Genomic DNA, 17018 nt, shown 5'->3' with positions numbered 1-17018 from the left:
CACGCCACGACGTGCGGCCCGGGCCCGTCGCACCATGCGGCCCGGCCCCTTCCCGGCCCGAGCACCCCGGCACAATGACCGCATGACGGAACCTGACGGCGGTACGACGGTGTCCGGTGCGGCGCCCATGCTCACCACGGCGGAGGTCGAGGCGCTGGCGCGGCGGGCGCACGACGGGCAGACGGACAAGGCGGGCCGCCCGTACGCGGAGCATCTGGCGGCGGTCGCCGACGGGGTGCGGGAGCGGGGCGGCGGCCCCGAGCAGATCGCCGCGGCGTGGCTGCACGACGCCGTCGAGGACGGGGCGCTCTCCGCGGACCGGCTGGCGCGGGCGGCGCTGGCCGAGGCGACCAAGGCGATGGTCCTCGCCGTCACCAAACGGGACGGCGAGCCGCCCGAGGCGTACGCCGCCCGGATCCTGGCGACACCGGGCGCGCTGCTGGTCAAGACGGCCGACCTGGCCCACAACGCGGACCCGGCGCGGCTCGCGGTGCTCGACGGGCCGACCCGGGAGCGGCTGACGGCGAAGTACGCCCGGATGCGGGCGCTGTTGGGGCTGGCCGGGTAGCGGACCCGCCTACGAGGTGCTGACCGGCCCGGTCGCGGGCGGGTGGCCGGTACCCCAATGGCGGGCGCCGCGCCAGGGTGGCACGGTCGTTGTCAGGGGGTGGGACGCGCGTCCCGTCCGCCGACACCAGGAGCCCGCCATGCCGAAGATCACCCCGAATCTCTGGTTCGACACCCAGGGCAAGGACGCCGCCGAGTTCTACGTCTCGGTGTTCCCCCACTCCCGTATCACCCAGGTCTCGTACTACGGCGAGGCCGGTCCGCGCCCGGCCGGGACGGTGCTGACCGTCGATTTCGAGCTGGACGGGCAGCCGTACACGGCGATCAACGGCGGCCCGGAGTTCACCTTCGACGAGGCGATCTCGCTGCTGATCAACTGTGCGGACCAGGCGGAGGTCGACTACTACTGGGACGCCCTGGGCAAGGGCGGCCGCACCGGTCCGTGCGGCTGGCTCAAGGACCGCTACGGCCTGTCCTGGCAGGTGATCCCCGACGCGCTCGGCGAGCTGATGGCCGACCCCGATCCGGCGCGCGCCCAGCGCGCGTTGCAGGCCATGCTGGGGATGCAGAAGCTCGATGTCGACGCGTTGCGGGCGGCGGCGGACGGAGGCTGAGCCGGGCGCCGGGACGAGGCGGCGGGGCGCCCGGGACAGACGTGGCAGTCAGGGCGCCCGTGGCAGGCGGGATGCCCGGCCTGCCCCGCCCGATCGGCCTCAAGCCCCGCCCGCCCGGCCTCACCCCCGCCCCTCACCGCCGTCCTCCGCAGCCCCCTCCGCGACCGTCGCCGCGATCTCGGCGGTGCGGGCCGCCTCCTCGGCGGCGAAGCGGCGGGCGTCCAACTGCTCGGCCAGCTCCTCGTCCTGGGCCATCAGCGTGTCCAGCTCCGCGTCGCCCAGGTCGAGGACGCCCAGGTCGGCGTAGGCACGGCGCAGGCGCGGGCCCCACAGGCCGATGTCCTTGACACACGGCACGATGCGGCTGAAGAGCAGCTTGCGGAAGAGGTGCAGGAACTCCGACTGTTCGGTGAGTTCCAGGGCCTCGGCGCGCGGGATGCCGAAGTTCTCCAGGACCTCCAGACCGCGCAGCCGATCCCGCATCAGATAGCAGCCCTCGATGACGAACTCCTCGCGTTCGCGCAGTTCGGCGTCGGTGAGCTGCCGGTAGTGGTCGCGCAGCGCCATCCGGCCGAAGGCGACGTGCCGGGCCTCGTCCTGCATGACGTAGGCGAGGATCTGGTGCGGCAACGGCTTGGTGGTGGTGTCGCGGATCATGCCGAACGCCGCCAGCGCCAGCCCCTCGATGAGCACCTGCATCCCGAGGTAGGGCATGTCCCAGCGGGCGTCGCGCAGGGTGTCGCCGAGGAGGGCGCGCAGGCTGTCGTTGACGGGGTAGAGCAGCTGGATCTTCTCGTGCAGGAAGCGGCTGTAGATCTCGGCGTGCCGCGCCTCGTCCATGGCCTGGGTGGCGGAGTAGAACTTCGCGTCGAGGTCGGGCACGGACTCGGTGATCCGGGCGGCGCACACCATCGCGCCCTGCTCACCGTGGAGGAACTGGCTGAACTGCCAGGCGGCGAAGTGCTGGCGCAGCGCGCCGCGGTCCCGTGCGGACATCCGGTCCCAGTAGGGCGTGCCGTACAGGACCGTCGACTCGTCCGGGGTGCCGAGCGGGTCGAGCGGGTCGACCTCCTGGTCCCAGTCGATGCGGGTGGTGGCGTCCCACTGCTTGTCCTTGCCCTTCTGGTAGAGGGCGAGGAGCCGGGCGCGCCCCTCGTCGTACTCCCAGCTGAAGCGGGCGGCTCCGGCGGCGGGGACCTCCCATAGGAGGCCGTCGGCGGGTTCTTGGGTGTAGGTCTCGCGGCTCGACACGGGCGTCTCCTCGGCTCACCGGGCTGCTGGGGCCTGTCATCACGCTCCGCCCGCCGGCCGGGGAACGCGTCGTGCGATGCGGTACGGCGGCGGGGTCACCCGCAGGCTCACACGCTGCTTACCGGCGGGTCAAGAAGTCGTGTGCGGGGGATTGACGGGCTTACTGACGCACAGTCTTATAAGATGTGACCGCTGGTAACCCATGAGCGAGGTAGCCACAGCCATGACGAGCGCGACGACCGCGATGACCATCCCGGACACCGAGGTCCTGCGGGACGCCCTCGGGCTGCTCAAGGACCGCGAGCAGGTGGCCGAGCGCCTGCTCGACTCCTCAGCCAAGCACTCCTTCGACCCCGACACCGCACTCGACTGGGACGCACCGCTCGAAGACGGCAAGTGGTACTGGCCGCCGGAGCTGGTGTCGCTCTACGACACGCCCCTGTGGCGCCGGATGCCGGTCGCGCAGCAGCAGGACCTCTCCCGGCACGAGGCCGCATCCCTCGCGTCGTTGGGCATCTGGTTCGAGATCATCCTGATGCAGCTGCTGGTGCGGCACCTCTACGACAAGCCGGTGACCAGCGCACACGTCCGCTACGCGCTCACCGAGATCGCGGACGAGTGCCGCCACTCGAAGATGTTCGCCCGGCTGATCACCCGCAGCGGCGCGCCCGCGTACCCGGTCTCGCGCCTCAACCACCACCTCGCCCGCATCCTCAAGACCGTCTCCACCACGCCCGGTTCGTTCGCCTGCACCCTGCTGGGCGAGGAGATCCTGGACTGGATGCAGCGGCTGACCTTCCCGGACGAGCGGGTGCAGACCCTCGTACGCGGCGTGACCCGCATCCATGTCGTCGAGGAGGCGCGCCATGTGCGCTACGCGCGGGAGGAGTTGCGGCGGCAGATGGTGACCGCGCCGCGCTGGGAGCGGGAGCTGACCCGGGTCAGCGCGGGCGAGGCGGCGCGGGTCTTCTCCGTCGCGTTCGTCAACCCGGCGGTGTACAGCAACGTCGGCCTGGACCGGCGGGAGGCCGTCGCGCAGGTCCGGGCGAGCGGGCACCGCCGCGAGGTGATGCAGTCCGGCGCCAAGCGGCTGACCGACTTCCTCGACGAGATCGGCGTGCTGCGCGGTGTGGGCCGGAAGTTGTGGCGCAGCTCCGGGCTGCTGGCCTGATCCGCACGGACCGGCGGGCGGCGGCCCGGCCGTCCGTGCGGCCGCGAACGCGGGGCGGTTACGCTGCTGGTATGAACGGCAGCGGCACCGCCCCGGCAGTACCCCGACCCGCCTATCGCAGGATGGGCGTGGAGCAGCGCCGCAGCCAACTCCTCGCCGCCGCACTGGGACTGTTCGCCCACCGCGCGCCCGAGGACGTGACGCTCGACGACGTCGCGACCGCCGCCGGGGTCTCCCGGCCGCTGGTCTACCGCTACTTCCCCGGCGGCAAACAGCAGCTGTACGAGGCGGCCCTGCGCAGCGCCGCCGACGCCCTCGAAGGCTGCTTCGACGAACCGGAGGCCGGCCCGCTCACCCAGCGCCTCTCGCACGCCCTCGACCGCTATCTCGCCTTCGTCGACGAGCACGACGCAGGGTTCAGCGCGCTGCTCCAGGGCGGCAGCGTGGTCGAGACGTCCCGGACGTCGGCGATCGTGGACGAGGTCCGGCGCGCCGCGGCCGACCACATCCTGCACCACCTCGGCGCACCGGAGCCGGGGCGGCGGCTGCGGATGACCGTCCGGATGTGGATCACGGCGGTGGAGGCCGCCTCGCTGATCTGGCTGGACGAGGAGAAACACCCGGACCTGGGCGAACTGCGGGACTGGCTGGTCGACCACTTCATGGCGCTGCTGACCTCGACGGCGGCGCGCGACCCGCAGACGGCCCGGGTGGTGCGGCGGGCGCTGGCGCTGGAGACCCGCGAGGGCCGGGTGGGCGACCTGGCCCGCCGCACCGTGCCGGTCATCGGCGACGCCGGTCATCTGCTCTGAACGACGCCGCGGCCCGGGCCCGGCGTGAGCCACCCGGCTCCTGCCGTGGCACCGGCCCGCACCCCTGACGCGTCCCGTCCCGCTCCCCCGGTGTGACACTGGCGCCGTGAGAAGCGAGAACACCCCGTTCACCGGCGGCCCGCTGGACGGCCGGGTGCTGCCGGTCCTCGTCGGCGCCACCGGCCGTCCGCCGAAGGTCTACACCGTGCCGGTCCCGCACGACGACGGCACCCCGCCGACGGTGCACGTCTACCGCCGCGTCCCGGGCCCGCCCGGCCGCCTCGGCCTGCCCCGCGGCTGGCGCTACGCGTACGACCCCGAGGGGGATGCGGGGCGGGGGCGGCTCACGTGGCCCTGGAGCAAAGCGGGTTGAGACATCGGCGGGTGCCGGACCCGGGCGCCCTCCTCGGACGCGCCCCTGGGCGCCCGCCCCGCCGGCTCCCCACGCCCACACCCTCTCCACCCGCCCTGGTCCGGACCATTGACACCCAATGGTCTAGTCCTGTTTGCTTCCTGCCCGGGGGAGCCGCCCCGCCTCCCTGACCGGATCGCCCCCTTCAGGGGCGGCTTCCCCTGCCTCGACACCGCGCCACCGCCCGTGCACCGCCCCGTGCCACCGTTCCGCGCCGTCGACCGAAGGAGCAGCACCATGCGCACCGGCTCGCCCCGCCCCGACCGTCCCGGCCGCATCCGCCGCGCCGCCGCCCGCCGCCGTCGCGCCCTGCCCGCCGCGCTCGCCGCCATCGCCACCACCGCGGTGCTCACCGCCCTGGCCGGTACCGGACCGGCGCACGCCGCAGCGGCGCCCGCCCCGTCCGCCGCCCGGCCCGCCGCCGCGTCCGCGCACACCCTCGTCGGCTACCTCCACGCCAGCTTCGCCAACGGCTCCGGCTACACCCGCCTCGCCGACGTCCCCGACAGCTGGGACCTCATCGATCTGGCCTTCGGTGAGCCGACCTCCCCCACCTCCGGCGACATCCGCTTCTCGCTGTGCCCGCAGAGCGAGTGCCCGGGCGTGGAGAGCGAGGACGAGTTCAAGGCCGCGGTCAAGGCGAAGCAGGCCGCGGGCAAGAAGGTGCTGATCTCGATCGGCGGGCAGAACGGCCAGGTCCAGCTGACCACCGCCGCCGCCCGGGACGCGTTCGTGACGTCCGTCGGCGCCCTCATCGACCGCTATGGGCTCGACGGCCTCGACATCGACTTCGAGGGCCACTCCCTCTCCCTCGACGACGGCGACACCGACTTCACCAAGCCCACCACGCCCTCCGTCGTCAACCTCATCGCGGCGGTGAAGTCGCTCAAGGCGAAGTACGGCGAGAAGTTCACGCTGACGATGGCGCCGGAGACCTTCTTCGTCCAGCTGGGCCACCAGTACTACGGCTCCGGCCCCTGGGGCGGTCAGGACCCGCGCGCCGGGGCGTATCTGCCGGTGATCCACGCGCTCCGCAATGATCTGACGCTGCTGCACGTCCAGGACTACAACTCCGGACCGATCATGGGCCTGGACGAGCAGTACCACACCATGGGCAGCGCCGACTTCCCCATCGCGATGACGGACATGCTGCTCGCCGGTTTCCCCGTCGCGGGCAACAAGGACCAGGTGTTCCCGCCGCTCAAGCCCTCCCAGGTGGCGATCGGCCTGCCCGCCTCGCCCAACGCCGGCAACGGCCACACCTCGACCGGCGACGTCACCAAGGCGCTCAACTGCCTCACCAAGAACACCGACTGCGGCGGCTACACCCCGCACGGCGCCTGGCCGGACCTCGGCGGCCTGATGACCTGGTCGATCAACTGGGACCGCTACAACGACTGGGAGTTCCAGAAGAACTTCGACGCCTACTTCGGCCGCTGAGCGGCGCGGACCTGGCCCCACGCCGCGCCCCGCCCCGCACACCGGGCCGCCCGGCGCCGATCGGGTGAGCCGACCGCCCGCTTCCTCCGCCTTCGTTCAGAAATCACCACCCACCGTGGCAGCATCCCCACCGTTCGCACGTCACGGATACGGCCGGACGGCCGGAGCACCGGGCACCCCGGCGCCCGGCCGTCGGCGTCGGAGGTGGTCAGATGTCCGGTCCCGCACCGCAGTCGTCGCGCTCCCTGCGGTCGGCCGGTGCCGCGCTGCTCCTCGGCGCCACCGCGCTGACCGGCCCCGCGGCCACCGCCACCGCGGCCCCCGCCCCGGACCCGGCGACGACGGCCGAGGCGTCCGCCTCCCCCGGCGACCCGGCCCCGGACCCCCACAGCCCCGCCGCCCTCCTCCGCCGCCTCCAGGCCCTCTACCGCTCCGCCGAGGAGTCCACCGAGGCGTACAACGCCACCCAGGAGGACCTCAAGGCGACGCAGGCGCGCGCGAAGAGCCTCGACGAGCGGCTGCAACAGGCCCGCGCCCGGCTCGCCGGGGCCCGCGCCGACGCCGGGCGGCTGGCCCGCCAGCAGTACCAGGGCGGCGGCCCCGCCACCCTCGCCTCGTACGTCCGGGTGCTGCTCGCCGACGACCCGGAGCAGGCGATGGACCGCAGCCATCTGCTGCACACCGCCGCCACCGAGGCCGCCGCCACCATCGACCGGATGGCCCGCGGCGCACGGCAGGCCGACACCCTCGCCCGGCAGGCGGACGCCGCCCTCGACCGGCAGCGCGCCCTCACCGCACAGCGCGCCCGGCAGCAGGCCACCGTGCGGTACCGCCTCAAGGACGTCGAGCGGCTGCTCGCCCAGCTCTCCGAGGACCAGATCGCCGCGCTCGACCGGCTGGAGAGCGACGGCGCCGCCACCGCGCAGCGGACGCTGGAATCCCGCGGCGCGCTCGGCGCGGCGGGCGCCCCCTCGTCCGCGGGCGACCGGGCCATCGCCTACGGCCTGCGCCAGGTCGGCAAACCGTACGTCTGGGGCGCCACCGGGCCCGACGCGTTCGACTGCTCCGGCCTCACCTCGCAGGCGTGGTCGCACGCCGGGCGAACCATCCCGCGCACCAGCCAGGAGCAGTGGAAGCGGCTCCCGCACGTCCCGCTGAACCGGCTGCGCCCCGGCGACCTCGTCGTCTACTTCCCCGGCGCGACCCATGTGGCGCTGTACGTCGGCGCCGGGAAGGTCGTCCAGGCACCACGCCCGGGCACCACCGTCCGCCTCTCCCCGCTCGCCTCGAACCCGCCGCTCGGCGCCGTCCGCCCGGACCCCGCCGCTCGGCCGGTCACCGGCTACACCGCGCCCCGTCAGGTCACCGCGGACGGCCCGGCGCCGGGGGCGGCGGACGCCGGATACGCCACGTCCGCCGCCCCCGGGCACTGAGCCGGGGACGGCGGACGGAAGCGGCGGACGGACGGTCCGGAGGTCAGGACTCCGGGCCGCCGAACGACCCCAGGTACGCGTTGGTCTTCTCCGGCTCGAAGAAGAAGTTCTCGAAGTCGGCCGGGTTGTTGAAGCCGTTGGCGAAGCGGTCCGCGACCGGCTGGATCTGACCGGCGGCGCCGATCAGGTTCAGCACGTGCTCGGGCGGCGGCGCCAGCATCGCGTTGGTCCACTTGGTGACGTGCTGCGCGGTCTGCCAGTAGCGCTCGAAGGTGGCCTGCATCCACTCCGCGTCGAACGGCTGGTCGCCACGCTCGACGATGGAGGAGAGGTAGGCGGCGGCGCACTTGGAGGCGGAGTTGGAGCCCTGGCCGGTGATCGGGTCGTTGGCGACGACGACGTCCGCGACACCGAGGACCAGACCGCCGGAGGGCAGCCGGCCGATGGGGTTGCGCACGGTCGGGGCATACCGCCCGGCCAGCGTGCCCTGCGCGTCGGTCAGTTCGACCTTCGTGGAGCGGGCGTACTCCCAGGGCAGGAACTTCTCCAGCAGTTCGAGGGTGAGCGACAGGTGTTCGTTGGGGTCCTTGACGCCCTGGAACGCGTCGAGCGGACCGCCCGGTATGCCCTCCCAGAAGAGGATGTCGGCGCGGCCGGAGTTGGTGAACGTCGGCATGACGAACAGCTCGCCGACGCCGGGCACGAGGTTGCAGCGCACCGCGTCGAATTCCGGGTGCTCGGGGCGCGGGCCCATGCCGTGGACGTACGCGACGGCCAGGGCGCGCTGCGGGGTGTCGTACGGCGAGCGGGACGCGTCGCGGCCGAACATCGAGACCAGTTCGCCCTTGCCCGCCGAGACCAGCGTCAGGTCGTAGCGACTGGCGAAGAAGTCCAGGTCGGAGACTGCGGCGCCGTGGATGACGAGCTGGCCGCCGCGCTGCGCGAAGGTCTCCATCCAGCCGGCCATCTTGACCCGCTGGTCGACGGACTGAGCGTGGCCGTCGAGCTTGCCGACCCAGTCGATGGCGCGCTGGGAGCCCTCGGGGGACTCGAAGCTGCCGGGGGCGGCGACCGAGACGCCCAGGCCCTCGATGCGCGGCGCCTGGTTCTCCCAGAAGTTGATCTGGAGGTCGCGCTCGTGCTGGAGGGCGGTGTGGAACATGCACTGCGTCGACATGACCCGGCCGGAGCGGATCTCGTCGGAGGTGCGGTTGGACATCAGGGTGACCTCGTAGCCCTTGGACTGGAGGCCAAGGGCGAGCTGGAGGCCGGACTGACCGGCTCCCACGACGAGTATCTTCCGCATGGTGGTGCTCTTCTCTGCGTTGCTGCTGCTTCGGGGAGGGGGTGGATCGGTGCGGGCGGCAGCCTATTCGGGCGTTTCGGCCAACGCGTGACCGACCAGTGCCAGCAGCGATTGGACGACGGTGGGCCGGTTCCGCGCGTCCATGATCACGATGGGTACGTGGGGCGGCACGGTCAGCGCGTCCCGCACGTCCTCCACCGCGTACATCGACGTCCCCTCGAAGTGGTTGACGGCGACGACGTAGGGCAGCTGGCAGCTCTCGAAGTAGTCGAGCGCCGGGAAGCAGTCCTCCAGCCGCCGGGTGTCCGCCATCACGATCGCGCCGATCGCCCCGCGCACCAGGTCGTCCCACATGAACCAGAAGCGCTGCTGTCCGGGCGTGCCGAACAGGTAGAGCACCAGGTCCTGGTCGAGCGTGATGCGGCCGAAGTCCATCGCGACCGTGGTGGTCTTCTTCTCCGGCGTGGCGGTCAGATCGTCCGTCTCCGCGCTGGCCTGCGTCATCACCGCCTCGGTCTGCAGCGGGGTGATCTCCGAGACCGAGCCGACGAACGTGGTCTTGCCGACGCCGAAGCCACCGGCGACCACGATCTTCGTCGCGATCGGGGCGCGCGAACGGTCGGTCTGCCAGCTCTGCAGGCCCGCATCGGCGGCGGACCGTGCACCGCCGGCGAACAGGTCCACGCCGTCGGCGCCCGCCGCACCGGCCGTTATCGTGTCAGAGCCTGTGAAGTCCACTCAGCACCCTTTCCAGCAGCGCGCGGTCGGGCCGGCCGGTGCCGTGACCGGTGCCGTAGACGCGGATCTTTCCCTGGTCGGCGAGGTCACTCAGCAGCACCCGGACCACGCCGAGCGGCATATTGAGCAGTGCGGAGATCTCCGCCACCGAACGCATCCGGCGGCACAGCTCCACGATGGCGCGCATCTCCGGCATGACCCGGTCGCCCCAGCCACCGGACGTCAGCTCGGGCCGCTCACTGGGGGCGTCGAGCGCCGCGACGAACGTCTCGACGAGCAGGACGTGACCGAAGCGGGTCCGGCCGCCGGTCAACGAATACGGTCGTACGCGCGCGGGTTTGCGGTCCCCGCCGCGCACGGGAAGTTGGGGTGTGGTGCTCACTGGGCGCTCTCCATCGACTTACGCAGCTCGCTGCGGAGTTCGGGGGTGAGGACATGTCCGGCACGGCCGACGAAGAGCGCCATGTGGTAGGCGATGATGCTCATGTCGCAGTCCGGGGTGGCGTGCACGCCGAGCAGCGAACCGTCGCTGATCGACATGACGAAAAGACTGCCCTCGTCCATGGTGACCATGGTCTGCTTGACCAGCCCGCCGGACATCAGCTTGGCGGCGCCGGAGGTGAGGCTGCCCAGTCCGGAGACGATGGTGGCCAGGTCGGCGCTGGAGCCGCGGGGCCCCCCGCCTTCCGCATGCACCGCCGCCTCGCCCTGTCCGGGGTCGGAGGAGAGCAGCAGCAGACCGTCGGAGGAGACGACGGCGACGGAGAGAATCCCTGGGACCTCGTCGACAAGATTGGTCAGCAGCCAGTGCAGGTTCCGGGCCTGGGTGCTCCGGCCGCCTGCTCCGTGGGCAATGGGCGCTTGGGCCATCAATCGCGTGCCTCCTCGACAACGTGGCTCATCCCCGGGGCCCCCGCACCGCCGGTGTCCATCTGTGAGCTGGTCTGCTGCGCGGCCCGGTCCTGCGGCGCGGCGGGCTGCGCCGCGCCACCCGGGCCCTCCGGACGGCCCCCGAACTCCGCCTCGACCTCGCGGCGTCCGGAGCGCGCCCCCTGCTGGAAGCCGCCGAGCCGTCGGCGCAGCGCCTCCGCATTGGCCTTGCCGGTCTTGCGCGGCGCGGCGGCGTTCTCCTTCGGCGCCACGATCTTGGGCGTCCGCTTGGGCAGGCCCAGGTCCGTACGGCGCTGCTCGGGCACCGCGGACTGCTCCCCGGCGCCCGGTGCGGTCGCCTCGGCGTGCGGCGCGGCCGCCTGCGCGGGCTCCGCGGCCGGAGCGGGCCGGGTGTGCTGGTCGGGCCCGATGGCGTACGGGTCGGCCGGTGCCGCGGGCTCCGCCGGACGGCGGTGACTGCCGGTGCCGGGCTCGCCGTAAGGGCCGGACGACATCGGCCCGTACGGGCTGCCGCCGACGGGTGCCTGCGGGGCGGCCGGGGCCTGCGGTGCCTGCACCTGCGGGGCGGCGGGCGCCTCGACGTACGGGGCGACGGGACCGGCCGGTGCGGGACGGCCGGAGGCCGCGTCCGGGACGACGGGGGCGACGGGCGCCTGCGGGCCCGGCGCCTGCGGGGCCTGAACCTGCGGGGCCCGGGCCGTGCCCGGAGCCTGCGCCTGCGGAGCTATCTGCGTCCGCGGGGCCTGAGCCGGAGCCTGCGGGGCCCGCACCTGCGGGTCCCTCGGCATCTGCGGCCCGGTGGGGGCCTGCGCCGCCGGGTTCCGGTCCGTGGGCACGCCGCGGTCCGGGAGTCCGGCCGCGTCGATGGCGCGCTCGGCTGCGGCGACCAGCGGATCGGCTTGCGGGGCCGGGGCCACGGCGGGCTGCGCGGGGCCCGCCCCGCGCTTCGGGAGGGCCGTCTGGTCGGTGCGCGGCACCCGCGTCTGGAGCGCGTTGGAGTTCGCCTCGGCGACCGAACCGGGCAGGGTCGGGCCGGCGGACACCGGCGTGCCCGCGCGGGTGTTCACCGGACCCGGGCGGGTCGGCAGGATCGAACCGGGCAGCACCACGACGGCGGTGACGCCGCCCTGCTGCTGGGCCCGCAGCTGCACCCGGACGCCGTGCCGGGCGGCGAGCCGCACCACGACGTACAGGCCCAGGCCCAGGGCCTCGTCGATGGACTCGGAGGTGGACGCGGCCTCCGCGTCGGCGAGCCGCTCGTTCAGCTCGGCGAGGCGTTCGGCGGTCATGCCGATGCCCTCGTCCTGCACCGAGAGCATCAGCTCACCGGTCTCCAGCAGCCAGCCGGACAGCTCGACATGGGCCTCCGGCGGGGAGAACGCGGTGGCGTTCTCCAGGAGTTCGGCGACCAGGTGGCTGAGGTCGTCGGCGGCGAACCCGGCGATCTGCGCATGCGGCGGCAGCGACTGGATGATCACCCGGTCGTAGCGCTCGATCTCGCTGACCGAGGCGCGCAGCACGTCCAGCAGCGGCACCGGGCCCGGGTGACCGGTGCCGTGCTCGGTACCGGCCAGGACCAGCAGGTTCTCGCTGTTGCGGCGCATCTGCGCGGCGAAGTGGTCGAGCTTGAAGAGGGTTTCCAGGGCCTCGGGGTCCTGCTCCTGCTCCTCCATCGACTCGATGACATGGAGCTGACGCTCGACCAGGCCGACGGTGCGCAGCGCGAGGTTGACGTACCGGCCGTGCACGCCGGTACGCAGCGTCGCCAGCCGCTCGGTCAGCTCCCCGACCTCGGCCCGCAGCGCGTCGCGCTCGCCGTCGAGCACCTCGCGCTCGTCGGCCAGCCGCTGCCGGGCGGTGATCAGCCGGCCGCGCTCGCCCTCCAGCTCGGCGGTGCGCCGGGCCACGGCGGCGACCTGCGCGTGCAGCGCGTTGACCGAGCGGACGGCGGCGGCGAACTCGTCGTTGCGGCCCTTGAAGGCGATGGGCTCCTCGTGCGCCGGGTCCGCGGCGACCCGCTTGGCGCCGAGCCGCAGCGCGGCCAGCGGGCGGGTCATGGAGCGGGCGGCGGAGATCGAGACGCCGAGCGCGAGCAGCAGGCAGACGCCGACCAGGGCGATCCGTACCTCCAGCGCGGTGACGTCGTCGTCGCGCAGGTCGGAGAGGCGCTGGATCTCCTGGGTGGCCAGGGCCGATTCGACGCCGCGCATCAGGTCGATCCGGGCGGTGAGGGTGGCCTGGACCCGCGAGCGGCTGAGCGCCATGTCGGCGGCGTCCATGCGCGGCTGGTCGGTGAGGCGGGTGAGGTACCGCTCGGCGGTGGTGACGTCCGCGCCGTTGACCGTGGCGTCGTAGCGGTCCTGGGTGCGCTCCCCGGCAACCTGCGTGAAGTCCGCGAGGGAACCCTGTTCGCGCAGGTGGGCGAGTTGCGCTGCGGCGGACAGCTGGGGCTGCTCGCCGCCCGCCCGCAGCGCCGCGAGCAGCAGCGCGCGGGTCCCGGCGGCCTGTTCGACGGCGCGGCCCAGCGCGGGCAGCGCACGGGTGTCGGCGTCGGCGCCGTCCGCGCGTCCGGGCAGGGAGCGGGCGATGTCGTCGGCGATCGCGCCGAGCGCCTGGAGGGTACGGGTGTACGCCTCGTAGGTGGACTGCGCGGTCGCCGGTCCGGCCAGGGCCTCCTGACGGATCTGCGGCAGCCCGGAGAGCTGCTTCTCGGCGGCGGCGTAGACCGCGGTCTCGCCGGACGCGCCCTGGGAGGCGGCGCGCAGATCGCGCAGCTGCCGGTCGACGCGGGCGCGCAGCGCCTCGTAACCGGCGGCGGTGCTCCCGCCGCGCCCGGTGGCGACGTACGACGTCATGGTGTCGCGCTCGTCCGCCAGGGAGTGGGACAGCGCTATCGCCCGTGCGTCGAGTTGGGCGAGATCGACAAGGCGCTGACTCGTGTGGGTGTCGTCCACCGCGGCGCTGATGCCGGGGGCACCGGCACCCACGACGGCGACCGCGACCACCGCCACCGCGCCCATCAGACGGTTGCGCACCCGCGCGGGGCGCCTGCCCGCGGGGTCACCACCGGTCGTCGCGTCCCTGCCGGGGCCTGTGCCCGTATCCGGTACCGGGACCGGTCGGGCCGGCGTTCCCGGCTTCCCTGCGCTGCCCCGAAGCCGCTTCTTCCGCACCGCTGCTCGCATTCCTGTCTCGCCTGCCCACGCCGTGTGGCGCGCGGGTCCGGCTCGGTTTCCGCTCGCGGGGCAAACCTGCGCGAAACCGCAGCAGTGCACACTTCCGCGAAGGGAAACAGCCCGGTCTTGCGCGGCGCGACGTATGTCCCGGCCCGCCCCCCATGGTTCGGGAAGCGACCTTTCCACCGGCTCCGCGCAGTGGCTCGGCAACACTTGCCCGGCCACGCGAATGAGTGAACATCAATCGGAAGTTGACCATCAACTTCCACGCGTGGCCGATTCTCGGTGCAACCCGGCGCAACCCTGTGGTGCGTTTGGAGAACCGGTCGGCTCCTGCAAAGATGCCCGCCCGCACCGCGCGCGCCCCCGCACGGGCCGCCCCGCCGCGCGCACCGGACGCCGGTCCGCCGTCCACCCGCCCGCGCGGCGCCGCCACCGCCGCCGCCCGCCGCCGCTCCGGCAGACTGCCCGGCATGCGCATCGAACTCGCCGTCGCACCGGGCGATCCCCAACACCCAAACGAGGACTACGCTTCCGTCGCTCTGCCCGCGTCCGGCCAGGGCGGAACCCTGGTGCTGCTGGACGGCGTGACCCCACCCGAGGGCGACTACGGGTGCATGCATCCGGTGCCGTGGTTCACCGCGCGGCTCGGGGGCGCGATGCTCGAACTGTCGGTTTCGCACCGGGACATGACGCTCCCTGAGGTGCTCGCGGCAGCCATCTCCCGTACGGCCGCCATTCACCGGTCGGCGTGTGACCTTTCTCACCCCCGCACCCCGCAGGCCACGGTGGTCGCCGTGCGGTGGTCCGAGGAGAGCGTCGAACACCTCGTACTCTCCGACTCGGCCCTGCTGTTGACGCGCGCGGACGGTTCCGTGACACCGGTGCGCGACACCCGGCTCGACGAGCTGACCCCGGCGGTCCGCGCCGAACGCGAGGCGCTGCGGGCGCTGCCACGCGGCTCGGCCGCGCGCACGGCGGCCGCCCGCCGGTACGTACGTTCCGTCGAGGCGCTGCGGAACGCCGAGGGCGGGTTCTTCACGGCGGCGGCCGATCCGTCGGTCGCCGCCCGCGCGGTCACCGGATACACACCGCACGCCGATGTACGGGCGCTGACGGCGCTCAGCGACGGCGCCGGGCGCTGGGTCGAGGTGTTCCGCGAGGGTTCCTGGCAGGAGTGCGCGGCGCTGGTGGCCCGCGACGGCCCGCAGGCGCTGATCGACGCGGTCCGCGCGGCGGAGGCGGCGGACCCGGAGGGCGCCGCGTACCCGCGGGGCAAGGCGCGGGACGACGCGGCGGTGGTGTACGTGGAGCCGTGAGGGCGGGGCATCGTGCGGCGGCGGGCCGGCTGGTGCGGCGCCCCGCCCGGCCGCAGGACGGCTCCACGGGCATGCCCTACGCCCCGTCCTCCCCCTCCCGTTCGGCGTTGAGGCGGTGCAGCAGGCGGCTCAGTTCGGCGACCTCGGCGCGGTCCCAGGCGGCGAGGCGGCGGGCGTAGCGGGCGCGGCGGGCGAGGCGGGCCCGGCCGTAGCGGTCGTGGCCCTCGTCGGTGAGGCGGACCAGGACGGCGCGGCCGTCGGCGGGGTCGGGCTCGCGGGTGACCAGGCCGAGCCCTTCGAGGGCGTGCAGTTGACGGCTCATCGTCGCCTTGCCGACGCCGAAGTACCCGGCCAGGTCGGTGGCGCGCTGCGCCCCGGCGTCGGAGAGGCGCACCAGCAGGCCGTACGCGGCGGGCTCCATGTCGGGGTGGACCTCGCGGGCCAGCTCGCCCGAGGAGGCGCGGGCCCGGCGCAGGAACACCGCCAACTCGCGTTCCAGGGCGAGGAATACGTGGTCCACACCCGCCGCGTCGCCGTGGTCCGCCGCTCCATCGGCTCCGGTGTTGTGCACGTCAGCACCCTTTCCGGCGTTTCCGTTCGTGAAAAGTTTCCGCTCGCCGCCGCCGAAGCCGCAGCTCCGCCAGTATTTCGCAGGATTAGACCAACGGCAGCCCCGTGTCCCTCTTTTATCGCCGAGGTCTACGCGCGTACCGTCATTTCTGGCATGGCCACACCAAGTCCGTCGGGTGCCCGGCCGTCCCGGTCCGCGTACGGCGTCCGCACCGACGGGCGCCCGCGCGCACCACGCACACCGCATCTCCGCACCTGCACGTCGGCACCCGCAATTCCGGCACCACGCACCACGCACCGCACTCCGCCGCGCCCCGCGGCGGTCGCCGCCGTACCCCGGCGGCGCGTGACACCGGGGCCGCGGTCCGCCGCGGCTCCGTCATCCCCCCTCAGGTCACCTCAACGAAATCCGGAGGCACGCATGCTCGTGCACAGATCGGGCTCCCCGCACCGCACCCGCTCCCTGGCCACCGTGGCCAGCGCCCTGCTCGCGCTCTTCGCGCTGCTGCTGGGCCTGCCCGGCGTCGCGACGGCCGCCGCGACCCCCGCCAAGGACGCGCCCGAACCGTCCCACCCCGCCCAGGACTGGGCCGGATCGCAGATCGCCGCACACGAGGGCACCGGCTCGGTCCGCCCGGCGACCGGGCTGCTCGCCGGGGTCGAGGGTGTCGACGTCAGCGGTCACCAGGGCAACGTCGACTGGTCGGCGCTGTGGAACAGCGGCGTGAAGTTCGCGTACGTCAAGGCGACGGAGTCGACGACGTACACCAACCCCTCCTTCGCGCAGCAGTACAACGGCTCATACAACATCGGCATGATCCGCGGCGCGTACCACTTCGCCACGCCGAACACCTCCAGCGGCGCCGCCCAGGCCAACTACTTCGTCGACCACGGCGGCGGCTGGTCCAAGGACGGCAAGACCCTGCCGGGCGCGCTGGACATGGAGTACAACCCGTACGGCGACACCTGCTACGGCATGACCGCCACCGGGCTCGTCAACTGGATGAAGGACTGGTTCGCGACCTACAAGTCGCGCACCGGCCGGGACGCGGTCATCTACACCTCCACCAGCTGGTGGAAGCAGTGCACCGGCAACAACACCGGCTTCGGCGGCGTCAACCCGCTGTGGGTGCCGCGCTACGGCTCCTCGGTCGGTGAACTCCCGGGCGGGTGGGGCTTCCACACCATCTGGCAGTACACCTCGACCGGCCCGGACGTCGGGGACCACAACTCCTTCAACGGCGCGTACGACCGGCTCCAGGCCCTCGCCAACGGCTGACGGCCGCAACCGTGAAAAACGGGCCCCTCCCGCGCTGTG

16 protein-coding genes are annotated in these 17018 nt (G+C 73.4%); 9 read left to right on the top strand and 7 right to left on the bottom strand.

Annotated elements, in window-relative coordinates; all coding sequences use genetic code 11:
* Positions 1–82 precede the first annotated feature (82 nt).
* A complete protein-coding gene (locus OG422_RS21650; RefSeq protein WP_251076929.1) occupies positions 83–568 on the top strand; it encodes an HD domain-containing protein in 486 nt (161 codons plus the stop codon).
* Between the two features lie 139 nt (positions 569–707).
* Positions 708–1181 carry a VOC family protein gene (locus OG422_RS21645; RefSeq protein ID WP_143944518.1) on the top strand — a complete coding sequence of 158 codons (474 nt, stop codon included), beginning with the start codon at positions 708–710 and terminating at the stop codon, positions 1179–1181.
* Positions 1182–1301: 120 nt separating this feature from the next.
* Here OG422_RS21645 and OG422_RS21640 read toward each other — a convergent pair whose 3' ends face one another.
* On the bottom strand, positions 1302–2432 hold the full coding sequence (locus OG422_RS21640) for a ferritin-like domain-containing protein (protein ID WP_405744532.1): 1131 nt from the start codon (positions 2430–2432) through the stop codon (positions 1302–1304).
* 223 nt (positions 2433–2655) lie between these two features.
* On the opposite strand from OG422_RS21640, the gene OG422_RS21635 reads away from it, so the two are divergent.
* The 5 genes from OG422_RS21635 (at position 2656) to OG422_RS21615 (ending at position 7700) form a co-directional block, all read left to right on the top strand.
* The gene (locus OG422_RS21635) at positions 2656–3603 is read left to right on the top strand and encodes a diiron oxygenase (protein WP_405744529.1); all 948 of its coding nucleotides are present in this window, start codon (positions 2656–2658) and stop codon (positions 3601–3603) included.
* Positions 3604–3674: 71 nt separating this feature from the next.
* Entirely contained in the window at positions 3675–4415 is a 741-nt protein-coding gene (locus OG422_RS21630; protein ID WP_405744526.1) for a TetR/AcrR family transcriptional regulator, read from the top strand.
* A gap of 106 nt (positions 4416–4521) precedes the next feature.
* The gene (locus tag OG422_RS21625) at positions 4522–4788 is read left to right on the top strand and encodes a hypothetical protein (protein ID WP_143944331.1); all 267 of its coding nucleotides are present in this window, start codon (positions 4522–4524) and stop codon (positions 4786–4788) included.
* Positions 4789–5064: 276 nt separating this feature from the next.
* Positions 5065–6267, top strand: a complete 1203-nt coding sequence (locus OG422_RS21620; protein WP_405744523.1) for a chitinase — start codon at positions 5065–5067, stop codon at positions 6265–6267.
* A 212-nt stretch (positions 6268–6479) separates the two neighbouring features.
* Positions 6480–7700, top strand: coding sequence for an NlpC/P60 family protein (locus OG422_RS21615; protein WP_405744520.1), 1221 nt, complete (start codon positions 6480–6482; stop codon positions 7698–7700).
* Between the two features lie 43 nt (positions 7701–7743).
* On the opposite strand, the gene OG422_RS21610 is transcribed toward OG422_RS21615, so the two are convergent.
* The 5 genes from OG422_RS21610 to OG422_RS21590 all read right to left on the bottom strand — a co-directional run bounded on the left by OG422_RS21610 (position 7744) and on the right by OG422_RS21590 (position 13670).
* Positions 7744–9006 carry a styrene monooxygenase/indole monooxygenase family protein gene (locus OG422_RS21610; RefSeq protein ID WP_405744517.1) on the bottom strand — a complete coding sequence of 421 codons (1263 nt, stop codon included), beginning with the start codon at positions 9004–9006 and terminating at the stop codon, positions 7744–7746.
* Positions 9007–9069: 63 nt separating this feature from the next.
* Positions 9070–9690 (bottom strand): ATP/GTP-binding protein, encoded by a 621-nt coding sequence (locus OG422_RS21605; RefSeq protein WP_143943681.1) that lies wholly within the window; start codon positions 9688–9690, stop codon positions 9070–9072.
* A gap of 34 nt (positions 9691–9724) precedes the next feature.
* Entirely contained in the window at positions 9725–10126 is a 402-nt protein-coding gene (locus tag OG422_RS21600) for a DUF742 domain-containing protein (RefSeq protein ID WP_143943678.1), read from the bottom strand.
* Positions 10123–10614: a roadblock/LC7 domain-containing protein gene (locus OG422_RS21595; RefSeq protein WP_143943677.1), complete on the bottom strand. Its 492-nt coding sequence runs from the start codon at positions 10612–10614 to the stop codon at positions 10123–10125. Before OG422_RS21595 ends, OG422_RS21600 begins: the two co-directional genes overlap by 4 nt.
* Positions 10614–13670, bottom strand: coding sequence for a nitrate- and nitrite sensing domain-containing protein (locus tag OG422_RS21590; RefSeq protein ID WP_405744512.1), 3057 nt, complete (start codon positions 13668–13670; stop codon positions 10614–10616). Before OG422_RS21590 ends, OG422_RS21595 begins: the two co-directional genes overlap by 1 nt.
* A 614-nt stretch (positions 13671–14284) precedes the next feature.
* Here OG422_RS21590 and OG422_RS21585 point away from each other — a divergent pair.
* Positions 14285–15130, top strand: a complete 846-nt coding sequence (locus OG422_RS21585) for a hypothetical protein (protein WP_405747946.1) — start codon at positions 14285–14287, stop codon at positions 15128–15130.
* A gap of 76 nt (positions 15131–15206) precedes the next feature.
* Here OG422_RS21585 and OG422_RS21580 read toward each other — a convergent pair whose 3' ends face one another.
* Positions 15207–15701 (bottom strand): MarR family winged helix-turn-helix transcriptional regulator, encoded by a 495-nt coding sequence (locus tag OG422_RS21580; protein WP_143944026.1) that lies wholly within the window; start codon positions 15699–15701, stop codon positions 15207–15209.
* Between the two features lie 420 nt (positions 15702–16121).
* Between OG422_RS21580 and OG422_RS21575 the strand changes: the two genes are divergently transcribed.
* The gene (locus OG422_RS21575) at positions 16122–16979 is read left to right on the top strand and encodes a lysozyme (protein WP_405744508.1); all 858 of its coding nucleotides are present in this window, start codon (positions 16122–16124) and stop codon (positions 16977–16979) included.
* The last annotated feature ends 39 nt before the right edge of the window (positions 16980–17018 follow it).

The sequence above is a fragment of the Streptomyces sp. NBC_01525 genome, assembly GCF_045040405.1.
In the GTDB taxonomy this organism is placed as follows: domain Bacteria; phylum Actinomycetota; class Actinomycetes; order Streptomycetales; family Streptomycetaceae; genus Streptomyces; species Streptomyces benahoarensis.
The sequence above is the reverse complement of the archived record's forward strand: the minus strand, read 5'-3'. Positions and strand labels throughout refer to the sequence as shown.

Excerpts from the sequence above, each read along its gene's own strand:
- OG422_RS21595 (WP_143943677.1), bottom strand. The coding sequence starts at position 10,614 with ATGGCCCAAGCGCCCATTGCCCACGGAGCAGGCGGCCGGAGCACCCAG.
- OG422_RS21645 (WP_143944518.1), top strand. The coding sequence starts at position 708 with ATGCCGAAGATCACCCCGAATCTCTGGTTCGACACCCAGGGCAAGGAC.
- OG422_RS21585 (WP_405747946.1), top strand. The coding sequence starts at position 14,285 with ATGCGCATCGAACTCGCCGTCGCACCGGGCGATCCCCAACACCCAAAC.
- OG422_RS21615 (WP_405744520.1), top strand. The coding sequence starts at position 6,480 with ATGTCCGGTCCCGCACCGCAGTCGTCGCGCTCCCTGCGGTCGGCCGGT.
- OG422_RS21575 (WP_405744508.1), top strand. The coding sequence starts at position 16,122 with ATGCTCGTGCACAGATCGGGCTCCCCGCACCGCACCCGCTCCCTGGCC.
- OG422_RS21635 (WP_405744529.1), top strand. The coding sequence starts at position 2,656 with ATGACGAGCGCGACGACCGCGATGACCATCCCGGACACCGAGGTCCTG.
- OG422_RS21620 (WP_405744523.1), top strand. The coding sequence starts at position 5,065 with ATGCGCACCGGCTCGCCCCGCCCCGACCGTCCCGGCCGCATCCGCCGC.
- OG422_RS21630 (WP_405744526.1), top strand. The coding sequence starts at position 3,675 with ATGAACGGCAGCGGCACCGCCCCGGCAGTACCCCGACCCGCCTATCGC.
- OG422_RS21650 (WP_251076929.1), top strand. The coding sequence starts at position 83 with ATGACGGAACCTGACGGCGGTACGACGGTGTCCGGTGCGGCGCCCATG.
- OG422_RS21610 (WP_405744517.1), bottom strand. The coding sequence starts at position 9,006 with ATGCGGAAGATACTCGTCGTGGGAGCCGGTCAGTCCGGCCTCCAGCTC.